Here is an 18792-nt window from a genome sequence, read left to right as displayed (position 1 = left end):
CCGATTGATAATAATGGAACACACGATGTTGAACGCAAAAGCTAAAACCTATTCCGCCGTCACCGGCGGGGCGGCAATAGGTACTCTGGGCGGGTTGATAGGCCTGGGCGGCGCGGAATTTCGCTTGCCTTTGTTAATCGGCCTGTTTGGTTTCGGTGCGCTGGAAGCGGTGATCTTGAATAAGACCATGAGTTTGATCGTGGTCGCCAGTGCTTTGCCTTTCCGTACCGCAGATGTGCCGTTGCGCGAATTGGCTGCACACGCCGACGTGATCGTAACCTTGTTATCCGGCAGCCTGATCGGTGCCTGGCATGGCGCGAGCTGGGCCAGCCAATTGCAATCCAAATCCTTATACAGGGTCATCGCCCTGGCATTGATTGGCATAGCGGCGGCGTTGCTGAGCGCTCACGATGCTTCAACGGCCACAGCTTGGTCAAGTGGCTGGCAACAAACCGTTATCGGCTGCATCGCCGGTTATGGTATCGGCATAGTCGCCGCGCTACTGGGCGTGGCCGGCGGCGAATTACTGATTCCCACTATCGTGCTGCTGTTTGGGGTGGACATCAAAATCGCCGGCAGCCTGTCGTTGGCAATCAGTCTGCCGACCATGCTGGCCGGCTTCGGCCGTTACAGCTGCCATCAAAGTTTTTCGGTATTGGCGCGGCAAAAGGTGTTTATCGCGCTGATGTCAGTGGGCTCGATTGCCGGCGCCTTTCTCGGCAGCCAGCTATTACCTTATGTTTCCGTTGCCATGCTATTGCCCCTGTTGGCGGCTATTTTACTGATCTCGGCCTTTAAGATTTGGCGGCATGCCGTGTGAGGCAAACGATATATCCCAGATCACGCCGGACATTGTTTCCGCAAGCGTAATAAGCTCTTTGCCGATTTCGTTATTTACTTTTATACACAACGAATTAAACTACGTCCTAACTGCATGAATCGCTACATCCGTTTGCGGAAATAGCCGCCCTGGGAATCCGATAATTACTTGAGACGATTTGGTCATAACGATGCGAAAAAACAGCTTAAAATCGACCGGCGTTATTGAACCGGCCCTATTTAACACGGGTACAACGTTCAGGATCAGCCCTTCGGCTGCGCTCAGGAGAGCCTTGTCGAAGCCTGATATGGCGCGTCCTTCGACCAGCTCAGGACGAACGCTATTTAAGGGCCGGGTTAATAAACGCGCATTCGGTGCTATGGCCGCCACCGGTTTTTACTTAGTTGGCGCCCCAATGCAAGCCGCTGAAGTTAAAACCTACAGCAAGCCGCCCATGGCAGCATTTTCCAGTCAGATGCGGGACGCCCTGCTGGGCAACGATAAATTCGAAAAGCCGGTCTGGAATCTGCACGACGCGCTAAATCTGCCGAAATGGCTGGATGCGTCTGTAGAGCAACGCACCCGTTACGAGACGATGGACGGCAACTTTAAGGCCAACGGCCGGGGTGGTGATCAGCAAATCGCCTTGCAAACAGCGCTATGGCTGCAAGCGCACATCGCTAAATTCAGGATAGGTGCAGAATTTCTCGATGCGCGCGCCTTGGGTGCCGATAGTGGTTCCGGCGTGAATAACACTCACGCGGATGCAGCGGACTTTATTCAAGGTTATTTGGCTTGGGCAGATCAAAATCTGTTTTACAGTGGTATCGGCGCTGAAGTTGTAGCCGGCCGGCAAACGCTGAACCTGGGCAGTCGCCGCTTAATTGCCCGCAATGCGATGCGCAACGACATCAACAGTTTTACCGGCGTAAAACTGCGGCTGCTGAATTACGATCAGTGGCAATTTACCGGCTTTGTAACGATGCCGGTCAATCGTTACCCTACCACCTCAGCTGATATTCTCAACGAGGTCCACGAATTCGACGAAGAAGATACCCACACCTGGTTTTCCGGCGGCTTTTTGGAACTGTACAACCTGGCCTGGGGCGTCAACAGCGAAATTTATCTATACCATCTCGACGAAGGCGACAGCATCCGCAATCCCACCCGTAATCGCCGCTATTTCACACCCGGCGTGCGATTTTTCCTGAAACCCAAAAAAGCCAATTTCGACTTTCAAACCGAAACCATCGGCCAGCTGGGCACCGTCCGTTCCAGTACTGCCGCCAGCAATGGCCGCGATTTGGAGCACGCAGCCTGGTACCAACATGCCGATGTCGGCTATACCTTCGACGCCCCTTGGTCACCGCGTTTTGCATTGGAATACGACTACGCCAGCGGTGACGAAAACCCAAACGACAATCAAGACCAACGCTTCGACACCTTGTACGGTGCAAGGCGCTTCGAGTTCGGCCCGACCGGGATGTATGGCGCATTCGCCCGCAGCAATATCAGTACCCCCGGCTACCGCATTACTGCGGCTCCGCGCAGCGATGTGCAACTGGGACTGAGTCACCGTTTCTATTGGCTGGCATCGGCCAGAGACAGTTGGACGGCGGCCGCTTTGCAAGATAGCAGCGGCCGCAGCAGTGATTTTGTCGGTCAACAATTGGAATTGACCGCGCGTTGGGATTTCAACAGCAGCCTGAATTTCGAAACCGGATGGGCACATCTGTTCAAGGGCGAATTCGCCAAAAAAGCACCGTCGGCACCGACTGTTAAAGACGACGTCGATTATGTTTACGTGCAGAGCCAATTACGGTTTTAGCCGCTTCATCATTAAGGAGACATAGCATGTCGTTTATCGCTTTTAACCGAATTATTCTGACCCTATCGCTGGTAGCGTTAAGCACGATAACGCAAGCCGAAACGACTTTAGTTGCGGTGGCGGCCAACTTTACCAAACCCATGACCGAGATCGCCGAGGCGTTTGAAAAAGCCAGCGGCCACAGTGCCAAGCTTTCCTTCGGATCGTCCGGTAAATTCGTCGCCCAATTTGAGAACGGCGCACCGTTTGAGGTGTTTCTATCTGCGGATGATAAAAGCCCGCTGAAACTGGAGCAATCAGGTTTGGCGGTGGCCGGCACCCGCTTTACTTATGCCATTGGTAAATTGGTACTGTGGTCCAGCAACCCTAGTTATGTGGACGAGCAAGGCCAAATCCTCAGTAAAGGCGACTTCACGCATCTGGCTCTGGCTGATCCAAAACTGGCTCCTTACGGGGCGGCCGCACTGGAAGTCCTGAAAAACCAAGGTTTATTGGAAAAACTGCAACCCTTATTCGTGCAAGGCGAAAACATCGCCCAAACTCATCAATTCATCAGTACCGGCAACGCCGAGCTGGGCTTTGTAGCTTTATCACAAGTGATAGATAACGGCAAAATCGGTTCGGGCTCCGGTTGGATCATCCCGAAAAATCTGCATACGCCCATTCTGCAAGATGCGGTGCTGCTGAAAACCGGCGCCGAAAATCCGGCTGCGCAAGCTTTGCTGGCGTTTCTAAAATCACCGCCGGCATTGGCGATCATCGAGAAATACGGCTATGCCTTACCGGCTGTCAATTAACTTTCCACCCAACACCGTTATGACACGGACTCCCCCTCACTTCACGAGAAATTACTATGAAAACAAGCGCACGTAACCAATTTTCCGGCACCGTCAATCAAGTCATCATCGGTGCCGTCAACGCCGAGGTACATGTTGGCTTAAAAGGCGGCGAAACCATCGTCGCCTCGATCACCAAGGAATCCGTTGAAAACTTGGCCATCGAAACCGGCAAGAAAGTCATCGCGTTGGTCAAAGCACCGCAAGTGATCGTCGTCACCGATTTCGGCGGTTACCGGATTTCAGCGCGCAACCAGTTGGAAGGCTCGATAACTGACATCAAGCCCGGCGCGGTCAACACCGAAGTGGATATTGCCCTGCCCGGCGGCGACAAAATCGCGGCTACTGTCACCAACGATAGCGCGGAAACGCTGGGGCTGCGTAAAGGCCAAACCGCCACGGCAGTATTCAAGGCCGGCGCGGTGATTCTCGGCGTGCAAGGCTAATAGAATGCGCAACCCGGCCACCAGGCCGGGTTGGCTTTAACCACCGGAGGTGGTCATGCTGCTGGACATGAATGTCAAACTGCGTCGCGGTCATTTCGACCTCAGCACGCAATTATCGGTGGGCGACATCAGCGTCGGCCTGTTCGGGCAATCCGGTGCCGGCAAAAGCACATTGTTGGGGTTGATCGCAGGCACTATCCAGCCGCAAAGCGGGCATATTGCGCTGGACGGCAAGATTTTGTTCGACAGCCGCAAAGGCATCGTAATGCCGCGCGAACAAAGGCCGATAGGCGCGGTATTGCAAATCGATTGCGCCGACGCCAGCGAAACCGTGCGCGACAATTTAACCGCCGCCTATTACCGAACCCTGAAACAGCGCCGGCTGTTCAAACCGGACTATCTAATCAATTTATTGGAACTGGGCGCCAACCTGGACCAGCCTATCGAACGGCTCTCGGTTGGTGAGCGCCAGCGGGTGGCGCTAGCCCGTTCCCTGCTGAAATCGCCAAAACTATTACTGTTGGACGAAACCTTCGCCGCCATCGGCCATGGTTACCGCTCGCAACTGCTACCGATTTTAAAACGCCTGCAAGACGAATTCGGCTTGCCGGTACTGTATGCCAGCCAGTCGCTAGGTGAGATTCTGGAATTGACCGACCAGTTGATCGTGCTGGAACACGGTCAGGTGCTGCGCAGCGGCTCCTTGCGCGAAGTAGCCAAACAACAAGGTATCTTGCGCTATCTGGGAATCCGTCAGATCGACAACATCTTGCCGATCAGTATCCGCAGTCACGACTACCAGGCGGGTTGCAGTATGGCGGACAGTTTCGGTCTGCCTCTGGCATTGCCGCTACGCCCGCAGTTTGCGATCGGCAGCCAAAGCCAGGTATCGATCCGCGCCAACGACATTGCGCTGTCGCGGGCCTACATTGACGGCATCTCTATTCAGAATCAATTGAAAGGCCGAATCTGCGCGATCATCCCCAGCGGCGAAAGCCTGATCGTGCAAGTCGATTGTGGTGGGACCTTATTGGTGGAAATTACGCCGGGGGCCTGTCAGAGCATGGGGTTGCGAGAAGGCGACGTGGTGTATTGCCTGATTAAAACTCATGCCATCGTTTATCTGGCCGAACTGGACACCCTACCCTACCAACGCATTGTCAGCCACGGCGACGGTTACTATTATTTGAACAATGCCGGCGTCGACACCCACAGCGTTTTGGAATACCGCTACTGAATTCGGCGGCTTATACGACACCCAAACTGTCGCTGAGAAAAGTATCTAACTGTTGCAGCACGATTGCTTGCCCCGCGGCAACGGCGTGGTCTGCGGCAAGGTTATAACCCCAGAGGGCGAGGAATAATTTCACATCCGCCAACTCCGGGTGTTTTTGTACCCCATCGAGTGCCGGTAGGCGATCCTCTATGAAATAAATCGGCTGGCCTGGATGCTGAGCTTTCAATCCTTTCAGAACTTCAGGTTTGCTGAGTTTGCGGTCCATCCCGAAAATCCTTTCGTCGGCCAATTCAATGTTGTTGGCTCTGAGGATTTCCTTGACGAAGCGCTCCTGTTTGGTGGTAATCACACACCATAAATGCCTCTGCCCCAAGCGGCGCAATTTTTCCGCAACTCCCGGATACAAAGGATTCTTGGCTATCCAATCGGCACGATCACTGGCAATCCAATTGTCGCGGGTTTCGCCGAACAATTTTTTCAAATCGTCGATGCTTAAATGGATTTCGTCCAGCATCCTTTGCACTTTAGCGGAATAGTTGGCGTAAATAGCGGCGGTACTCTTGCCCAAATACATGAGACGGATGATCAGAATAGCTTCGTAACCCGTCTCGATAATCGGCCGCACTTCGCGAAACTGCTCAACGATAGCCCGAGGTACCGCGTCTGGCATGTCTTTCCAAATAGTAGTGCCGGCTTTCCAGCCGGTGATCGCGGTTTCTACCGCACTGTCGCAGACAACACCATCAAAATCCAGTGCATAAATAATCGAATCGTTCATTGAAATAGGGGTATCCGGAGTCACGGTAAATGGGCGTTATTGTAACGGATGAATCGGCGGATAATCTGGATTGCATCGCAAAACTTTCCAGTAATCGCGCCACCCGCAATCATTATTAACCCGGCTCTTAAATACCGTTTGCCTTTGTGTCCTTGAGGGTACTGAGTTAATGGAAGGGTGCACCCGCCTGGAATTCGACGGACTCAGCACTAACAGAATAACCCTGATCAATAGGATCGGGTCAATCAAACTAAAGTCAACCCCGAGCGTGATTCTGAATTGTAACTACCAGCACTTGCCTTTGATTACTCCCATTCTGGACAGCATTTGGGACATATATTGTGCCGGGGTACGCGCTACGAATCCCGCGAAAAAAACAGGGGCGGAAATGCCCCTGTTTTAATTGCCTTTGCAATACTGCCAACAAAACTAACTGTCGGCAGTTTTCCGAATACGAATGCTACTTACTGACTAGAATACTGACGGTACCGGTTTTATTGGCGGTATCGGTGGCAACCGCTTTGATCGAATGGCTGCCGGCAGCCACTTTCTTGACATTCCAGCTATAGCTCAAGGTTTTGCTGGTGGTAGACGACACCAACTTGTTGTCGATATAAAGCTGCACTTTAGCGACGGCAATGTCGTCATTGGCAGCAGCAGAGATATTCACTACGCTACCACTCACTTTCGCACCATTTGTTGGATTAGAAATGCTCACGGTTGGAGCCGCTTGATCCGTGGTGCTTACCGTGGTTTGATTTTGTACGTTCACGGTCACGGCGCTTGATGAGCCTTGGTTTCCGGAAGAGTCAGTTGCCACCGCCGTTAAATCGATATTGCCGTTTACCACAGTCGTGGAATCCCAGCTGAATGTGTAAGGCGCAGTGCCATCTGTTCCGACCAATTTACCGCCTGCGTAAAATGAAACCTGGCTAACTGCGACATTATCGTTAGCGTTAACGGCCACAGAGGTCAAACCACTTACCACAGCGCCAGCGGCTGGAGATGAAATGGCTACGGTCGGCGCGAGAGTATCTCTAGCCACGGTATTGAGCGCTAATTGCACCGCGGCGTTAGCATTGATACGTCCATAGCCATAGTTCGGATCAAAATTAACGCCGGATACTTTATCGGCAGAATCTTTTAGCACTTTTTCGACATCCGCAGGCACCAAATTGGGATTTGCGGCTTGAATCAACGCGACCACACCCGCAGTGACGGGGCTAGAAAATGAAGTTCCGTTCCAATTGGCATATCCACCACCTCTCAGCAGGGTGGCAATAGAAGTGCCGGGAGCGGCGACATCAATAAAGGCGCCAAAGTTTGACCAACTGGCTTTCGCATCATTCCAATCGGTTGCTGAAACAGAAATCATGTAGGGGTTATTGGTATAACCAGGATCGACTCCGTCGTTGGCACCTGCGACAACCACCAATCCGCCTTTAGCATTCATATATTGCGCTGCTGATGACACAGCCGAGCTAGCACTCACTCCATAGCTAATATTCGCGACATCGGCACCATTATCTGCTGCCCAACTCAAACCCCGAGCTATATCGCTCCAATAAGCATATCCCGTAGAATCGTTAGTAATCCTCACCGGCATCACTTTCGCATTCCAGGCCACGCCGGCAACCCCCACAGCGTTATCGGTGACAGCCGCTGCTGTACCGGCAACAGCGGTACCGTGACCATTAATATCAGAGGTATCAGAGCCGCCGTCCACGGCATTCCAGCCCGGAATCATATGATTAGCCAAATCCGGATGCGAACCATCAACGCCGCTATCCAATACAGCTATCGTAATGCCGTCCGCTTTGGAAACATCCCATGCACCAGGCATTTGTATTTTTGCTAAATGCCAAGCCCCGGCAAAGTTCGGATCATTTGGGGTAGTCGTACTCATTGGCTGAACCATATCCAGTTCAGCGAACTCGATATGGGGATTTTTTGATAGCGCCCGCACCACAGCTTCTTCCGCTTGTTCAGGAACGCTAACGATATGAACCGGCAAATTTCCGATTTTTTCGCTACTTTTACCTTGATTGCCACGCAGAATTTTTTCAAATTCCGCATCAGCCAAACCCGCATTGGGCTTTACTAAAATTTGCCCCGGTTTCCAGGTTTTGGCGACGTTACCAGCTGACGCTGGCAACTGTTGCATATCCTGGTTTATTTGCAAAATTTCCTGATCCAGCAGGTATTTATCAAGATAAATGATTGCGGGCACTGCCAGTAGCGCAACGCCTAAAGTGATGTATAAATTTTTTTTGTTCATGACTGTTCCCCTGGTTTTTGTTTTGAATATCCAAATCTTAAACACCTCATCCTTGGCTTCTTTGCCTTGAGGCTTTCTGAACGTAAGCTAATTTGAATGTTCTGAATTAGCTTTCTGCTTGGAAGGAAGTCTAAAAAAACTGGGCTGCCATTACTGTGACTTTACTTTCAGAATCACCATAACGGCCATGGGGTAACACTTATTGCTAAAACTGCCAGATAATTTCTGGAAAAAAAAACGCCGGGATAACCGGCGTTTTTTAGATGTGTAAACAAATCGGACAATCAGACTTTGCTTTTACGTGACAAACCCATGCCCAACAAGCCCATACCCAGCAAAGCCACAACGCTTGGCTCGGGCACGCTGCCTTGACCACCACCACCGCCGTCGCGTGTATAGTTACCGATCAGGAAGCCACTATCCGAGCAACCTGCACAACCCGCCGTACTTAGTGATTGCAAATGCGCACCCAATTGACCGGCAGGTAACGTAGCTTCCGAGCTCTGTAGTGCTGCTGCGGAATAAAAGTCATCCAAAGTCCAATTGCGGTTTAAGGTTGCGGTAAACGACAAATTCACGGCATTAGTGACGTTGTTTCCGTTACCTGACGGATCAACAGCTTCAAAAAGAAACGTGGGATTGAAGTTCCCTCCACCTACTGTCGATGCTGGACTGTTGATAACCCAACCCGCTGGCGAAAACCCACCAAAAAGAACATTTGCAGCATTAACCGAAGATCCCAGATTGAAATAAAACTCGTCAAGCTTGGCATTTGGATGCAAAGGCGAGGCGATATCCACGGTCCAAGTAGCGACTGTGTCAAGGACATTTATGCCGACGTTGATGAACAGGTTATCCGGATTATTGGTTCTAGGATCGCCTGTTAGGCTACCCGCTACGCTAAATGAGGCCGCTTGAGCACCTCCTCCGAAAATTGCGGTTGACGATAAAAGTCCCGCCAACAGTATGTTTTTAATCGTTTTGGTTTCCATAATTCCCCCTAGTATAAATCTGTACAATCTATAAATGCTTTGTATGGTTAAGTTTCCGTTAGCCATACCACGAAATCATATAGATGCCATGCAAATAACGAGCCAAAAAATAATTTAAATTTATAAAACAATTTCTTAAATAAAAATCATCATCTCGAAACAATTTCAACCACCACCAACTGTAAATTTTTACGTCAGCATTTGCTTACATTACGTGCATTACAGTTCAAACCTACCTGAGCATCAACTAAGAAAAACTGCGTCGTGGTATCAACTTAATCAGTTTTTTCCAGCTGTTCTCATAAGATTGCTTTTTACGAATCCAATGTCAGAGCGCTTTTGCAAAGCAATTTCAGGAAAAAATCCCGACGCATTGTCATAAAAATTTAACAATACCCCGAACCAAAATTTCCATTTGGAAATTCGACATTTTTGTCTGTAAAAAAAACTGACACAACACTTGCACTGTTGAATGTTTTGCAAGTCGTGATCGATTGACCCAATCGAAAAATTGAAACTTTGTTTTTTCAATACAGAAAAGCTAACAGGGACAATGCGCCTTGGCTATTGCTGCCCAAGCGCCCGCCTTGCGACTCGACAAATCAACTATTTCAACTATCTATGGTATAAAGCGCTGCGATTTAATCGTAGAGCTTCCATCAGGCTTTGGAATACAAGCGGCGGAAGCTATGCCTAGAAAGCCAATCGGTAACGCTGTAGGTGTTAGTTAGTTTTGGATTAATAACAATATTGAGGGGGACAAATCATGATAGAACTTCTGATAATCGTAGGCCTGGCAGTAGTCGGTTGGCTGGTCTGGAAAGGCAAACTAAAACTCAAACCCATCGGCAAGACACCGGAAAACAAACAGGCAACACCACCTCAACCAGCAACTTCCCGTGCAGCGAGTGCTCCTTCGCAACCTAATACCGCCTCGCCAACCACTCCAATAACGCAAGAAATCGAGACGCCGGTAGAGCCTCCCATCCAAGCGCCGGAACCGATTGCCGAACCCGCGCCACAGGCGCCAATCGTAACAGCAGTTACCGAAGAGCCGAGAACACTGACGAAAGCAGCGCCGGTAATCACAATACCCGAAGATTCCGTATTAAAACGCCATTATCTGGCAGCATTGCAAGCGGAGAAAGAGGCCCTCAGCAATCCCTATCCCACCGACTCCGTGCTGCGCCGTCACTACGAAACGCTGCACAAAATCGCATCGCCTCAGCATTCACAACTGGTAGACGAATCGGAAGCCTCCCAGCCGGAAGCTGCGACCCAGCCAGCCAGCGATGCAGAAGCGGTTCTGCCTGAAGATTCGTCAGTGCAGACGCACGACCTTGATCAATTACGCCGCGAAATTGCAGCCGAATTGCCAACACCGCCTACCGATTCGGTGTTGAAACGCCACTATGACAGCTTACTGCAAACCAAACTTCAACAACGGCTATCCGCAGAATAAGCACTGGGAAATCGCCAAAGGTTCCAACAGCTACCCATGCAGTCAGGTAGCTATGGGCCCGGTCGTCCCGCGAAAGCGGGACCGAGACCCCATATCCAAATGATATTGAATCCCCGGATAACCATTTATGCAGAATAAGGGTATCGTCACTCTATGGATTTTTGACAATCCGATGAACACCGGCATCCTCTGTGGCTATTTGTGTATGTATCCTGGTCGGGATACATGGCCCAATATTGGTTTTAGTGATTCCAAGGCATTGGGCAAAAAAATGAACGGCAAGCGCAAGTAATTCCATAACGGACCCGCATTAGCATGAATGACATATACCAATTCTCGGCCACTAACATTAACGGCGAAACTGTCGCTTTGGAAGATTACCGCGGAAAAGTGCTGCTAATCGTCAACACCGCCAGTCAATGCGGTTTTACGCCGCAACTCCGTGGATTAGAAGCTCTATACCAGACCTATAAAAGCCGGGGCTTGGTGGTACTAGGGTTTCCGTGCAATCAATTCGGCCAGCAGGAGCCAGGAAACAGCCAAGAAATTGCCAGCTTTTGCGAACTGAACTATGGCGTCAGTTTCCCCATGTTCGAAAAAATCGACGTTAACGGCAAAAATGCGCATTCGCTGTTCGAGTATTTGAAAACCGCCACCCCGGGTATCCTGGGTTTGAACGCCATTAAGTGGAATTTCAGCAAATTTCTGGTGAGCCGAGATGGTAAGGTTTTTAAACGCTATGCGCCGATAGACACGCCGGCAGGCATCAGCAAGGACATAGAGCGCTTACTGAGTTTGAGCGACGCCCCCGTTAAGGCGTAGCAAAACTTTTCACCCAGTCGCCCGGCCTTACCGCACCGGCAACCGCCGTAGAATCAAGTGTACCCGCCGCAGTCGTCGCACTAATGTCGGTTATCGTCAAAATACCCTGCGATTCCCCCAAGCCCGCCCCGGTTACACCGCCAGCAGACGCCGAATAAATCATCAGCTTATCACCGACTCTGATTTTATCCTGGGCGCCGGCGGCAATCACTATGCGATTATTGCCAGCCTGGATTACACGGGTGGTAAAGGGATAGCAGCCGAATAATTTGTGAATATCTTCGCTGGCCTGTTGAATGATCTCGCTGATAGCGTGACCAGCCGATGTCGAGTTGAAGCGGTCGCTACCCACCGTGTAGCCGCTCGGCAGCGAGACGTCACCCAGGATGGAATCGGTGTAACGATGTTGAAACAGTAAGGCGCCGCTAAAGCCATCATAAACATATACGTCAATCCCGACGCTGCGGCGGGCGACAAAATCCCTGACCATCGATTTTAAATCCGCCAACGCGCCGCTGCCGCGCACATATTCCGTGGACTCCACCCGAAAATCGCGAATCACGCCGGACAACACAAACTGCGCATTGTGCTGCTTGGCGATATTCAGGATAACCGATTCGGCTGTGCCCTCGGCAAAGCGAATTTCCGGCGCCATATCGGGTCGGCTGTACAAAGAGGTATTGGTCAGATTGCGGCCGATAAAATCACCGGTTTCCATCAACTGATTATTAATTTCCCTGGGAATGCCGCTGTATAAATCCTGGCTTTCGGTGCCGCTGATTTGATCTGCATTCATAACCGGAAAGCCGGTGGCAACGATTTTTTTCCGATACGGCGAGCCGCAGCGCTGCTTATCAGACAACACGGCCAGCACTTGCACATGATAAAGATCGGCATCCTGCCATTCGTCGACCACCTTAATGTCGCTGACCAACAGAGCCGAATTATTATTACGTTTTAATTGCAAGGACGCGTTGCGCACCGCGTCGTCGATAGCAGCGCGCCGGGCTGCTTCGATACCGCCGCCGACGATTGGCGCACTGCCTTGCACACTAACCTGTTGGCCGGAGCCGGCAACGCCATTCTCATCGCCGCCACGCTTACTATTACCGCTGCTGCATGCAGCCAGCAAAGCGATCAGCAACACTGTTAGCAAGTTTTTATAAGGCACTATAAAATCCGTTGATCAACAAATACTGAAATATCGTCCGCAAGCCGGTGTTGGCTATCCATTCCACATCGTAAAGACCGGCTTCCAGCAAAGTATCGTCCACGACATTGGGCTTTTTGGAAAAGCCAGACACATAATATTGATCGCTACAATCGCGTGCGCCGCAGGCCAGGTTGGCCGAAGTCACCGTTGCCGCTTTATAACCCAGCCGGGTAAACGCCAGTTTATTATCTTCCTGCAGACACTGTCCGACGACATAGGTATCGCCGGACATACATTGGTAAAAACGCGGGCTAAGACGTAATTCAAGAGTCGTTTTTAAACTATCCCGGACGGTCCGATAGTCCGCGGCGCGGGCATCGCGTAAGTAACTATCCAGATAAACCCGGTAGACCTCGTCGCGCATCACCTGGGCGCCGACGGTAGTTTGATTGCCTAATTTTTCTTGATACAGCAAATCCGCCAAGCCGCGATAGGCATCCAGTTTGGCCGCTTGTTGCGCTTGTAACCAGCGTTGATTAACCGCCAGTTTGCCACTATCGTCGAAACGGCTATAACCGGTAGCGCGCAGGGTTTTTCCGGCTGACGGCGACGGCGCCTCGGCACTTTTACCACCCACGGACGCGCACCCCGTCGCGACTGACATTATCAACAGCAAACAGATTGTCTTAAACGCTTTCATAATCCCTCCTCCTACTCGCCTAAGTCATCGACTACTTGGGCTTTTTCTTGAGGGCGGATGACAAATTATGCCCTTGAACCGTTTAAAATTGCTTTCAGCAAATCGCGGTAGAAACTAACTGTGGGTCTTGTCGCCAGCCACTGACCAGAGTTTTTCTAGCTGATACAGTTCGCGGGCTTGACCGGTCATCACATGAACGATCACATCACCCAAGTCTAACAAAATCCAATCGGAACTTTGATCGCCTTCCATACCCAACGGCTGCTGCCCCTGCTCCTTGACCTTTTCCATCACATAATCGCACAGCGATTTGGCGTGCCGAGACGAGGTGCCGGTGGCGATGACCATATAATCGGTAATACTGGTTTTGCCGCGCACATCAATTGTCTTGATGTTAAGGCCTTTGCGGTCGTCGAGCTCGGTTTCGACCAGCTTAAGTAATGCTTCTGTTTGCATTCAATTTCCTGTGTGATGAATGAGGGGTTGATATAGATGATGCCGCCGAATCAATTCGATAACCCGGTCAGGCAGTAAAAATTGTGGATCGCGTCCAGCTACCACCAGTTCGCGAATAGCGGTAGCGGAAATCGCCAGTGCGGTGACTTCCTGGAAGGTTAACAGTCCTGCAATTTGCCGGCTTAATTGGGCTCGGTCTTCGGCGATTCGCTGCTGCAAAAACGCCGATAATGTCGATCCGGCATAGCCGGGGCGGGTCATCACCACGATGTGCGCATAATCGAATAAGCGTTGCCATTGATGCCAGCGCTCCAAACCGGCAAAGGCATCCGCACCGATAAACAACAGCAAGGGCGTATCGCCAATTTCGTTGCGTAAGGAATGCAGCGTATCGACCATATACGACGGCCCCGCCCTATCCAGCTCGCGCCGATCAACGCTAAAGCCGTGAGTATCGGCGACGGCGGCTTCCAGCATTTGCAAACGCAAGTGCGCCGGCACGTCGGGTTCATCTCGGTGCGCAGGCACCCGGCAAGGAATTAAACGCAGCTGCTCCAATTCGAACAGCTCTTTCACTTCCAGCGCGGTGCGTAAATGGCCGTAATGGACCGGATTGAACGTGCCGCCGTAAACCCCGATCATTATTGGCGGATATGCCCGTCGCCCAGTACGATAAATTTCAACGAGGTCAAACCATGCAAGCCAACCGGACCGCGCGCGTGCAGCTTGTCGGTACTGATGCCAATCTCCGCGCCTAAACCGTACTCAAAACCGTCGGCAAACCGAGTCGAGGCATTGACCATCACGGAGCTGGAATCCACCTCGCGCAAAAAGCGCCGCGCCAAGGTGTAATCTTCGGTGACAATGGCCTCAGTATGAGCGGAGCTGTAAGTATTGATATGGGCTATAGCCTCGTCGATGTCGACGACGATCTTGATGGACAAAATCGGCGCCAAGTACTCGGTATGCCAGTCTTCTTCGGTAGCGCGTACGGCGTTTTTGATCAGAGAACAGGTTTTCAAGCAACCGCGCAGTTCCACGTTTTTTGCCGCATATTGTTCGGCCAAAATCGGCAACACCGTCGCAGCGATGCCTTCCGCCACCAACAAAGTTTCCATCGCATTACAAACACCGTAACGATGGGTTTTCGCGTTCATCGCGATCGCCACCGCTTTGTCCACGTCGGCTTTACCGTCGATATAGACATGGCAAATGCCGTCCAGATGCTTGATGACTGGGATGGTCGCTTCGCCGCTGATGCGTTCGATCAGGCTTTTGCCACCCCGCGGCACAATCACGTCAACATAATCTTTCATCGTAATCAATTCGCCGACTGCGGCCCTATCGGTGGTTTCCACCACTTGCACCGCCTGTTGCGGCAAACCGGCAGCGGCCAAACCGCTGGCTATGCACACCGCAATCGCGCGATTGGAATGAATCGACTCAGAACCGCCGCGTAAAATACAAGCATTACCAGACTTCAAGCACAAGGCCGCCGCATCGACAGTGACGTTAGGCCGCGATTCGTAAATAATGCCGATTACGCCCAAGGGCACCCGCATCTGTCCAACCTGAATCCCGCTGGGCTGATAGTTAAGGTTGGTGATTTCTCCAACCGGATCGGGCAACGCGGCAACCTGCTTCAGACCTTCTATCATCGCTTGAATGCGGGCTGGCGTCAGTTCCAGACGGTCCAACGACGCCGGATCCATACCGTTCTGCTTGCCGGCGGCCAAGTCTTTGCGGTTTTCGCTGGCTATCTCGGCACTACCGGCGGCGATAGCCTCGGCAATTTTCAATAAAGCGCTATTTTTCCGCCCGCTCTCGGCCTTGCTGATCTCGCGGCCGGCCGCTCTGGCCTGTTGCCCCAATTGCTGCATGTACTGTTTAACGTCCACAATTATCGACCCGATGAATTGGAAAAGCCGGCATTATAGCAAGCCAGGCCAAGTTACAACGAATGCGGCAAATTCAGCACCCATTCCTGTCATAAATTCGACCCTGTGCGACAGGCTTAAATGCTAGCCCTTCCCATTGCCAAGCCGGAACCGAGCTCGTAGACTGCAAACCTGGATTAACACCCACTTTATTCAAAGGTACCCTGTTATGAGTCAGCTTTTTTCGCCGTATTCCCTCGGCTCGCTTACGCTGCGCAACCGTATCGTCATCGCGCCGATGTGTCAGTACTCGGCGGTCAACGGCGAGGCCAGCGATTGGCATTTAATGCACCTGGGCAATTTGGCGATGTCCGGCGCCGGCTTGTTGATTATCGAAGCCACGGCCGTGGAGCCGGAAGGCCGCATCTCGCCGGCCGATCTCGGCCTCTGGTCGGACGCGACCGAAGCCGCTTTGGCCCGAGTTTTAAGCGCGGTGCGAAAATATTCGCACATCCCGATAGCGATTCAGTTGGCGCACGCCGGCCGCAAGGCTTCCACCGCCGCGCCCTGGGACGGCGGCGGCCTGGTCAATATCGAACAGGGCGGCTGGCACACCGTGGCACCGTCGGCACTGGCTTTCATGCCGGACGACCCCGCGCCAAGCGCGCTCGATGCCAGCGAATTGCAACGCATCTTGCAGGCGTTTGTATCGGCGGCCAAGCGCGCGCATAAAGTGGGGCTGGACGCCATCGAGATACACGCCGCCCACGGCTATTTGCTGCACGAATTCCTCTCGCCTCTATCCAATCAGCGTGACGACGAATACGGCGGCTCGCTGGAAAACCGGATGCGTTTCCCGTTGGCGGTATTCGACGCGATGCGGGCTGCCGTGCCTATGCAAATGCCCATCGGCGTAAGGATTTCCGCAACCGATTGGGTGGACGGCGGCTGGGACTTAGCGCAAAGTGTGATCTTTGCTAAAGCCTTGCAAGCACGCGGCTGCGCATTTGTCCACGTCTCCAGCGGCGGCCTGTCGCCTTTGCAAAAAATCCCGGTCGGCCCCCATTACCAAGTGCCGCTGGCGGCGAGCATCCGCGCAGCAACCGGCCTGCCTACCATCGCCGTCGGCCTGATCACGGAAGCGGAAGACGCAGAAGCCATCGTCGCCGACGGCCAGGCCGATATGGTGGGCTTGGCGCGCGGCATACTCTACGATCCGCGCTGGCCCTGGCATGCCGCCGCCAAACTGGGGGCCCAAGTCGCAGCGCCGCCGCAATACTGGCGCTGCCAGCCCCGCGAGCAAAAGGCTTTATTTGGCGACATTCGCTTTCGGCAGCGCTAAGACTTTGACTGGCTTAACCAAGTCAATAAGTCACAAAATAAATTCGACCGTGCAGCTGTAGCCGGCTGTATTTCAACATTGGAGATTCATGCGTTTTTTAGGCACTTCAAACCCCGCTTTTCTAAAACTGTTGACGTTCCGCGTACTGATCGTGCTGGCCTATCAAATCGTGGCAATTGTGGTGGGTTGGCATATCTACGAACTGACGCACGACCCGCTGGCCTTAGGCCTGATAGGCCTGGCCGAAGTCATCCCGTATTTTTGCAGCGCGCTGTTCGCTGGTTACGCCGTCGATCATTACTCACGGCGCTGGTTCGCAATTTCAGCGTGTTTGCTGTTATGCCTAAACGCCCTGACTTTGACCGCCATCGCGGCACAATGGATTCCCGATAATCCGCTGGTATTGATGTACGGCTCCATAGCCGTCACCGGCGTGGCGCGGGCCTTTATCGGCCCGTCTTATAGCGCACTGTTCGCCCTGGTTTTGCAACGCGAACAGTATGCGCGCGCTGCCGGCCTCGGAAGCTCGGTGTTTCAGTTTGCTTTAGTCGCCGGCCCGGCATTGGGAGGGATTCTGGTCGGCTGGGCCGGCAAAACTGTGGCTTACAGCATTTCCGGTGGTTTATGCGTACTGGCCGCACTGGCTTTGCTGTCCTTACGCATCAAGGAACCGCCGGCAGCGGAAAGCGCACCGATTTTTACCAGCATCGCCGAAGGTTTACGCTTTGTATTCAATAACCAGATCATCCTCGGCGCGCAGTCGCTGGACATGTTTGCGGTGTTGTTTGGCGGTGCGGTCGCCATGCTGCCGGCGTTCATCCACGACATATTTCATTACGGCCCGGAAGGCCTGGGGATTTTACGCGCTGCACCGGCCGTTGGCGCGGTGATGACCGGCTTGTTTCTGGCCAGATATCCACTTAACAAGCACGCCGGACGCTGGTTACTGATAGCCGTGGCTGGCTTTGGCTTGTGTATGATCGGCTTTGCGCTATCGACGAACTTTTGGGTAGCAGGCTTGGCCTTGCTGTTATCCGGAATTTGCGACGGGGTATCGGTGGTGATGCGCACCACCATCATGCAATTAGCCACACCGGACGCCATGCGCGGCAGAGTGGCGGCGATTAATGGCATATTCATCGGCTCGTCTAACGAGCTTGGCGCGTTTGAATCCGGGGTTGCCGCGCGTCTACTTGGCTTAGTGCCGTCAGTGGTGTTTGGCGGCGGCATGACGTTGTTAGTAGTAGCGATTACGGCTAAATGCGCGCCTAAACTACGCAGGCTGGAGCTTGATCAGCTCCAGTAATCTTCGTGTCAATTGCCAAAAACAGCGGTTTTATTCAGACTTTTTTCCGCGCATCAGTAAAAAACCTGCTCCAATCGTGGCTACCACTAAAACCAACATCAAGATCGGATGCTGATAAAACATGTCAAAAAATGCACCGGTGCTTTGCGACGTGCCTCTGTAATACGGACCCATAATTCCTCCCCCTATTTTTGCTTAATTACCAGCTCTCAGGCGGACAAGCTGACTCAAGCTAAGGAATTTACCTTGCAATTCAACCTTGTCTAATTTTATTAGCACGACTGGCTACCAAGCCTCCCGTTGACACTATTGGCCTGCCCCGTAAATTAAGGCAACCTTGCTCGGCGGGCTCAGGACAAATGGTATTTAAGCGCCGGCGCAAAAATTCCAGTGATGCACTAAAATTTAGTCCGGCTGCATAAGCTGCGACCGACCAAAAGGACACCCGCCCTTCCCATA

Annotated in this window: 18 protein-coding genes; 10 read left to right on the top strand and 8 right to left on the bottom strand. The window is 52.3% G+C overall.

Annotation, left to right across the window (positions count from 1 at the left end; genetic code table 11):
* Positions 1–25: 25 nt before the first annotated feature.
* The 5 genes from EBB_RS08635 (at position 26) to EBB_RS08615 (ending at position 5167) form a co-directional block, all read left to right on the top strand.
* Positions 26–820 carry a sulfite exporter TauE/SafE family protein gene (locus tag EBB_RS08635; RefSeq protein ID WP_225587284.1) on the top strand — a complete coding sequence of 265 codons (795 nt, stop codon included), beginning with the start codon at positions 26–28 and terminating at the stop codon, positions 818–820.
* Positions 821–1112: 292 nt separating this feature from the next.
* A complete protein-coding gene (locus tag EBB_RS08630; RefSeq protein ID WP_306789994.1) occupies positions 1113–2648 on the top strand; it encodes an alginate export family protein in 1536 nt (511 codons plus the stop codon).
* Between the two features lie 26 nt (positions 2649–2674).
* A complete protein-coding gene (modA, locus tag EBB_RS08625; protein ID WP_192393325.1) occupies positions 2675–3445 on the top strand; it encodes a molybdate ABC transporter substrate-binding protein in 771 nt (256 codons plus the stop codon).
* Positions 3446–3501: 56 nt separating this feature from the next.
* Positions 3502–3930: a TOBE domain-containing protein gene (locus EBB_RS08620; protein WP_192393324.1), complete on the top strand. Its 429-nt coding sequence runs from the start codon at positions 3502–3504 to the stop codon at positions 3928–3930.
* Positions 3931–3985: 55 nt separating this feature from the next.
* Entirely contained in the window at positions 3986–5167 is a 1182-nt protein-coding gene (locus EBB_RS08615; protein ID WP_192393323.1) for a molybdenum ABC transporter ATP-binding protein, read from the top strand.
* A 10-nt stretch (positions 5168–5177) separates the two neighbouring features.
* Here EBB_RS08615 and EBB_RS08610 read toward each other — a convergent pair whose 3' ends face one another.
* From EBB_RS08610 to EBB_RS08600, 3 genes are all read right to left on the bottom strand, one after another.
* On the bottom strand, positions 5178–5945 hold the full coding sequence (locus tag EBB_RS08610; RefSeq protein WP_192393322.1) for an HAD family hydrolase: 768 nt from the start codon (positions 5943–5945) through the stop codon (positions 5178–5180).
* Positions 5946–6405: 460 nt separating this feature from the next.
* Positions 6406–8223 carry a S8 family serine peptidase gene (locus EBB_RS08605; RefSeq protein ID WP_225587283.1) on the bottom strand — a complete coding sequence of 606 codons (1818 nt, stop codon included), beginning with the start codon at positions 8221–8223 and terminating at the stop codon, positions 6406–6408.
* Positions 8224–8507: 284 nt separating this feature from the next.
* Complete coding sequence (locus tag EBB_RS08600) at positions 8508–9215, bottom strand: PEP-CTERM sorting domain-containing protein (RefSeq protein ID WP_192393321.1); 708 nt, start codon at positions 9213–9215, stop codon at positions 8508–8510.
* 766 nt (positions 9216–9981) lie between these two features.
* Between EBB_RS08600 and EBB_RS08595 the strand changes: the two genes are divergently transcribed.
* The 3 genes from EBB_RS08595 (at position 9982) to EBB_RS08585 (ending at position 11499) form a co-directional block, all read left to right on the top strand.
* Entirely contained in the window at positions 9982–10677 is a 696-nt protein-coding gene (locus EBB_RS08595; RefSeq protein WP_192393320.1) for a hypothetical protein, read from the top strand.
* Between the two features lie 127 nt (positions 10678–10804).
* Entirely contained in the window at positions 10805–10969 is a 165-nt protein-coding gene (locus EBB_RS08590; protein ID WP_192393319.1) for a hypothetical protein, read from the top strand.
* A gap of 23 nt (positions 10970–10992) precedes the next feature.
* A complete protein-coding gene (locus EBB_RS08585) occupies positions 10993–11499 on the top strand; it encodes a glutathione peroxidase (RefSeq protein WP_192393318.1) in 507 nt (168 codons plus the stop codon).
* On the opposite strand, the gene EBB_RS08580 is transcribed toward EBB_RS08585, so the two are convergent.
* From EBB_RS08580 to EBB_RS08560, 5 genes are all read right to left on the bottom strand, one after another.
* The gene (locus EBB_RS08580) at positions 11489–12670 is read right to left on the bottom strand and encodes a flagella assembly protein FlgT middle domain-containing protein (protein ID WP_192393317.1); all 1182 of its coding nucleotides are present in this window, start codon (positions 12668–12670) and stop codon (positions 11489–11491) included. The genes EBB_RS08585 and EBB_RS08580 overlap by 11 nt on opposite strands.
* Positions 12660–13352, bottom strand: coding sequence for a hypothetical protein (locus tag EBB_RS08575; protein ID WP_192393316.1), 693 nt, complete (start codon positions 13350–13352; stop codon positions 12660–12662). The genes EBB_RS08580 and EBB_RS08575 overlap by 11 nt, the downstream gene beginning before the upstream one ends.
* 114 nt (positions 13353–13466) lie before the next feature.
* Positions 13467–13808: a ribosome silencing factor gene (gene rsfS, locus EBB_RS08570; protein ID WP_192373648.1), complete on the bottom strand. Its 342-nt coding sequence runs from the start codon at positions 13806–13808 to the stop codon at positions 13467–13469.
* Entirely contained in the window at positions 13809–14450 is a 642-nt protein-coding gene (gene nadD / locus EBB_RS08565) for a nicotinate-nucleotide adenylyltransferase (RefSeq protein WP_192393315.1), read from the bottom strand.
* Positions 14450–15688, bottom strand: coding sequence for a glutamate-5-semialdehyde dehydrogenase (locus EBB_RS08560; protein WP_225587364.1), 1239 nt, complete (start codon positions 15686–15688; stop codon positions 14450–14452). Before EBB_RS08560 ends, nadD begins: the two co-directional genes overlap by 1 nt.
* A 226-nt stretch (positions 15689–15914) precedes the next feature.
* Here EBB_RS08560 and EBB_RS08555 point away from each other — a divergent pair, with 226 nt between their 5' ends.
* Together EBB_RS08555 and EBB_RS08550 are read left to right on the top strand one after the other, a co-directional pair.
* Positions 15915–17027, top strand: a complete 1113-nt coding sequence (locus EBB_RS08555; RefSeq protein WP_192393313.1) for an NADH:flavin oxidoreductase/NADH oxidase — start codon at positions 15915–15917, stop codon at positions 17025–17027.
* Positions 17028–17115: 88 nt separating this feature from the next.
* Complete coding sequence (locus tag EBB_RS08550) at positions 17116–18333, top strand: MFS transporter (RefSeq protein WP_192393312.1); 1218 nt, start codon at positions 17116–17118, stop codon at positions 18331–18333.
* Positions 18334–18792: the final 459 nt, after the last annotated feature.

This window comes from Methylomonas fluvii, assembly GCF_014850975.1.
Lineage (GTDB): Bacteria > Pseudomonadota > Gammaproteobacteria > Methylococcales > Methylomonadaceae > Methylomonas > Methylomonas fluvii.
Note: the sequence above shows the minus strand (reverse complement) of the source record. Positions and strands in the feature narration are given on the sequence as shown.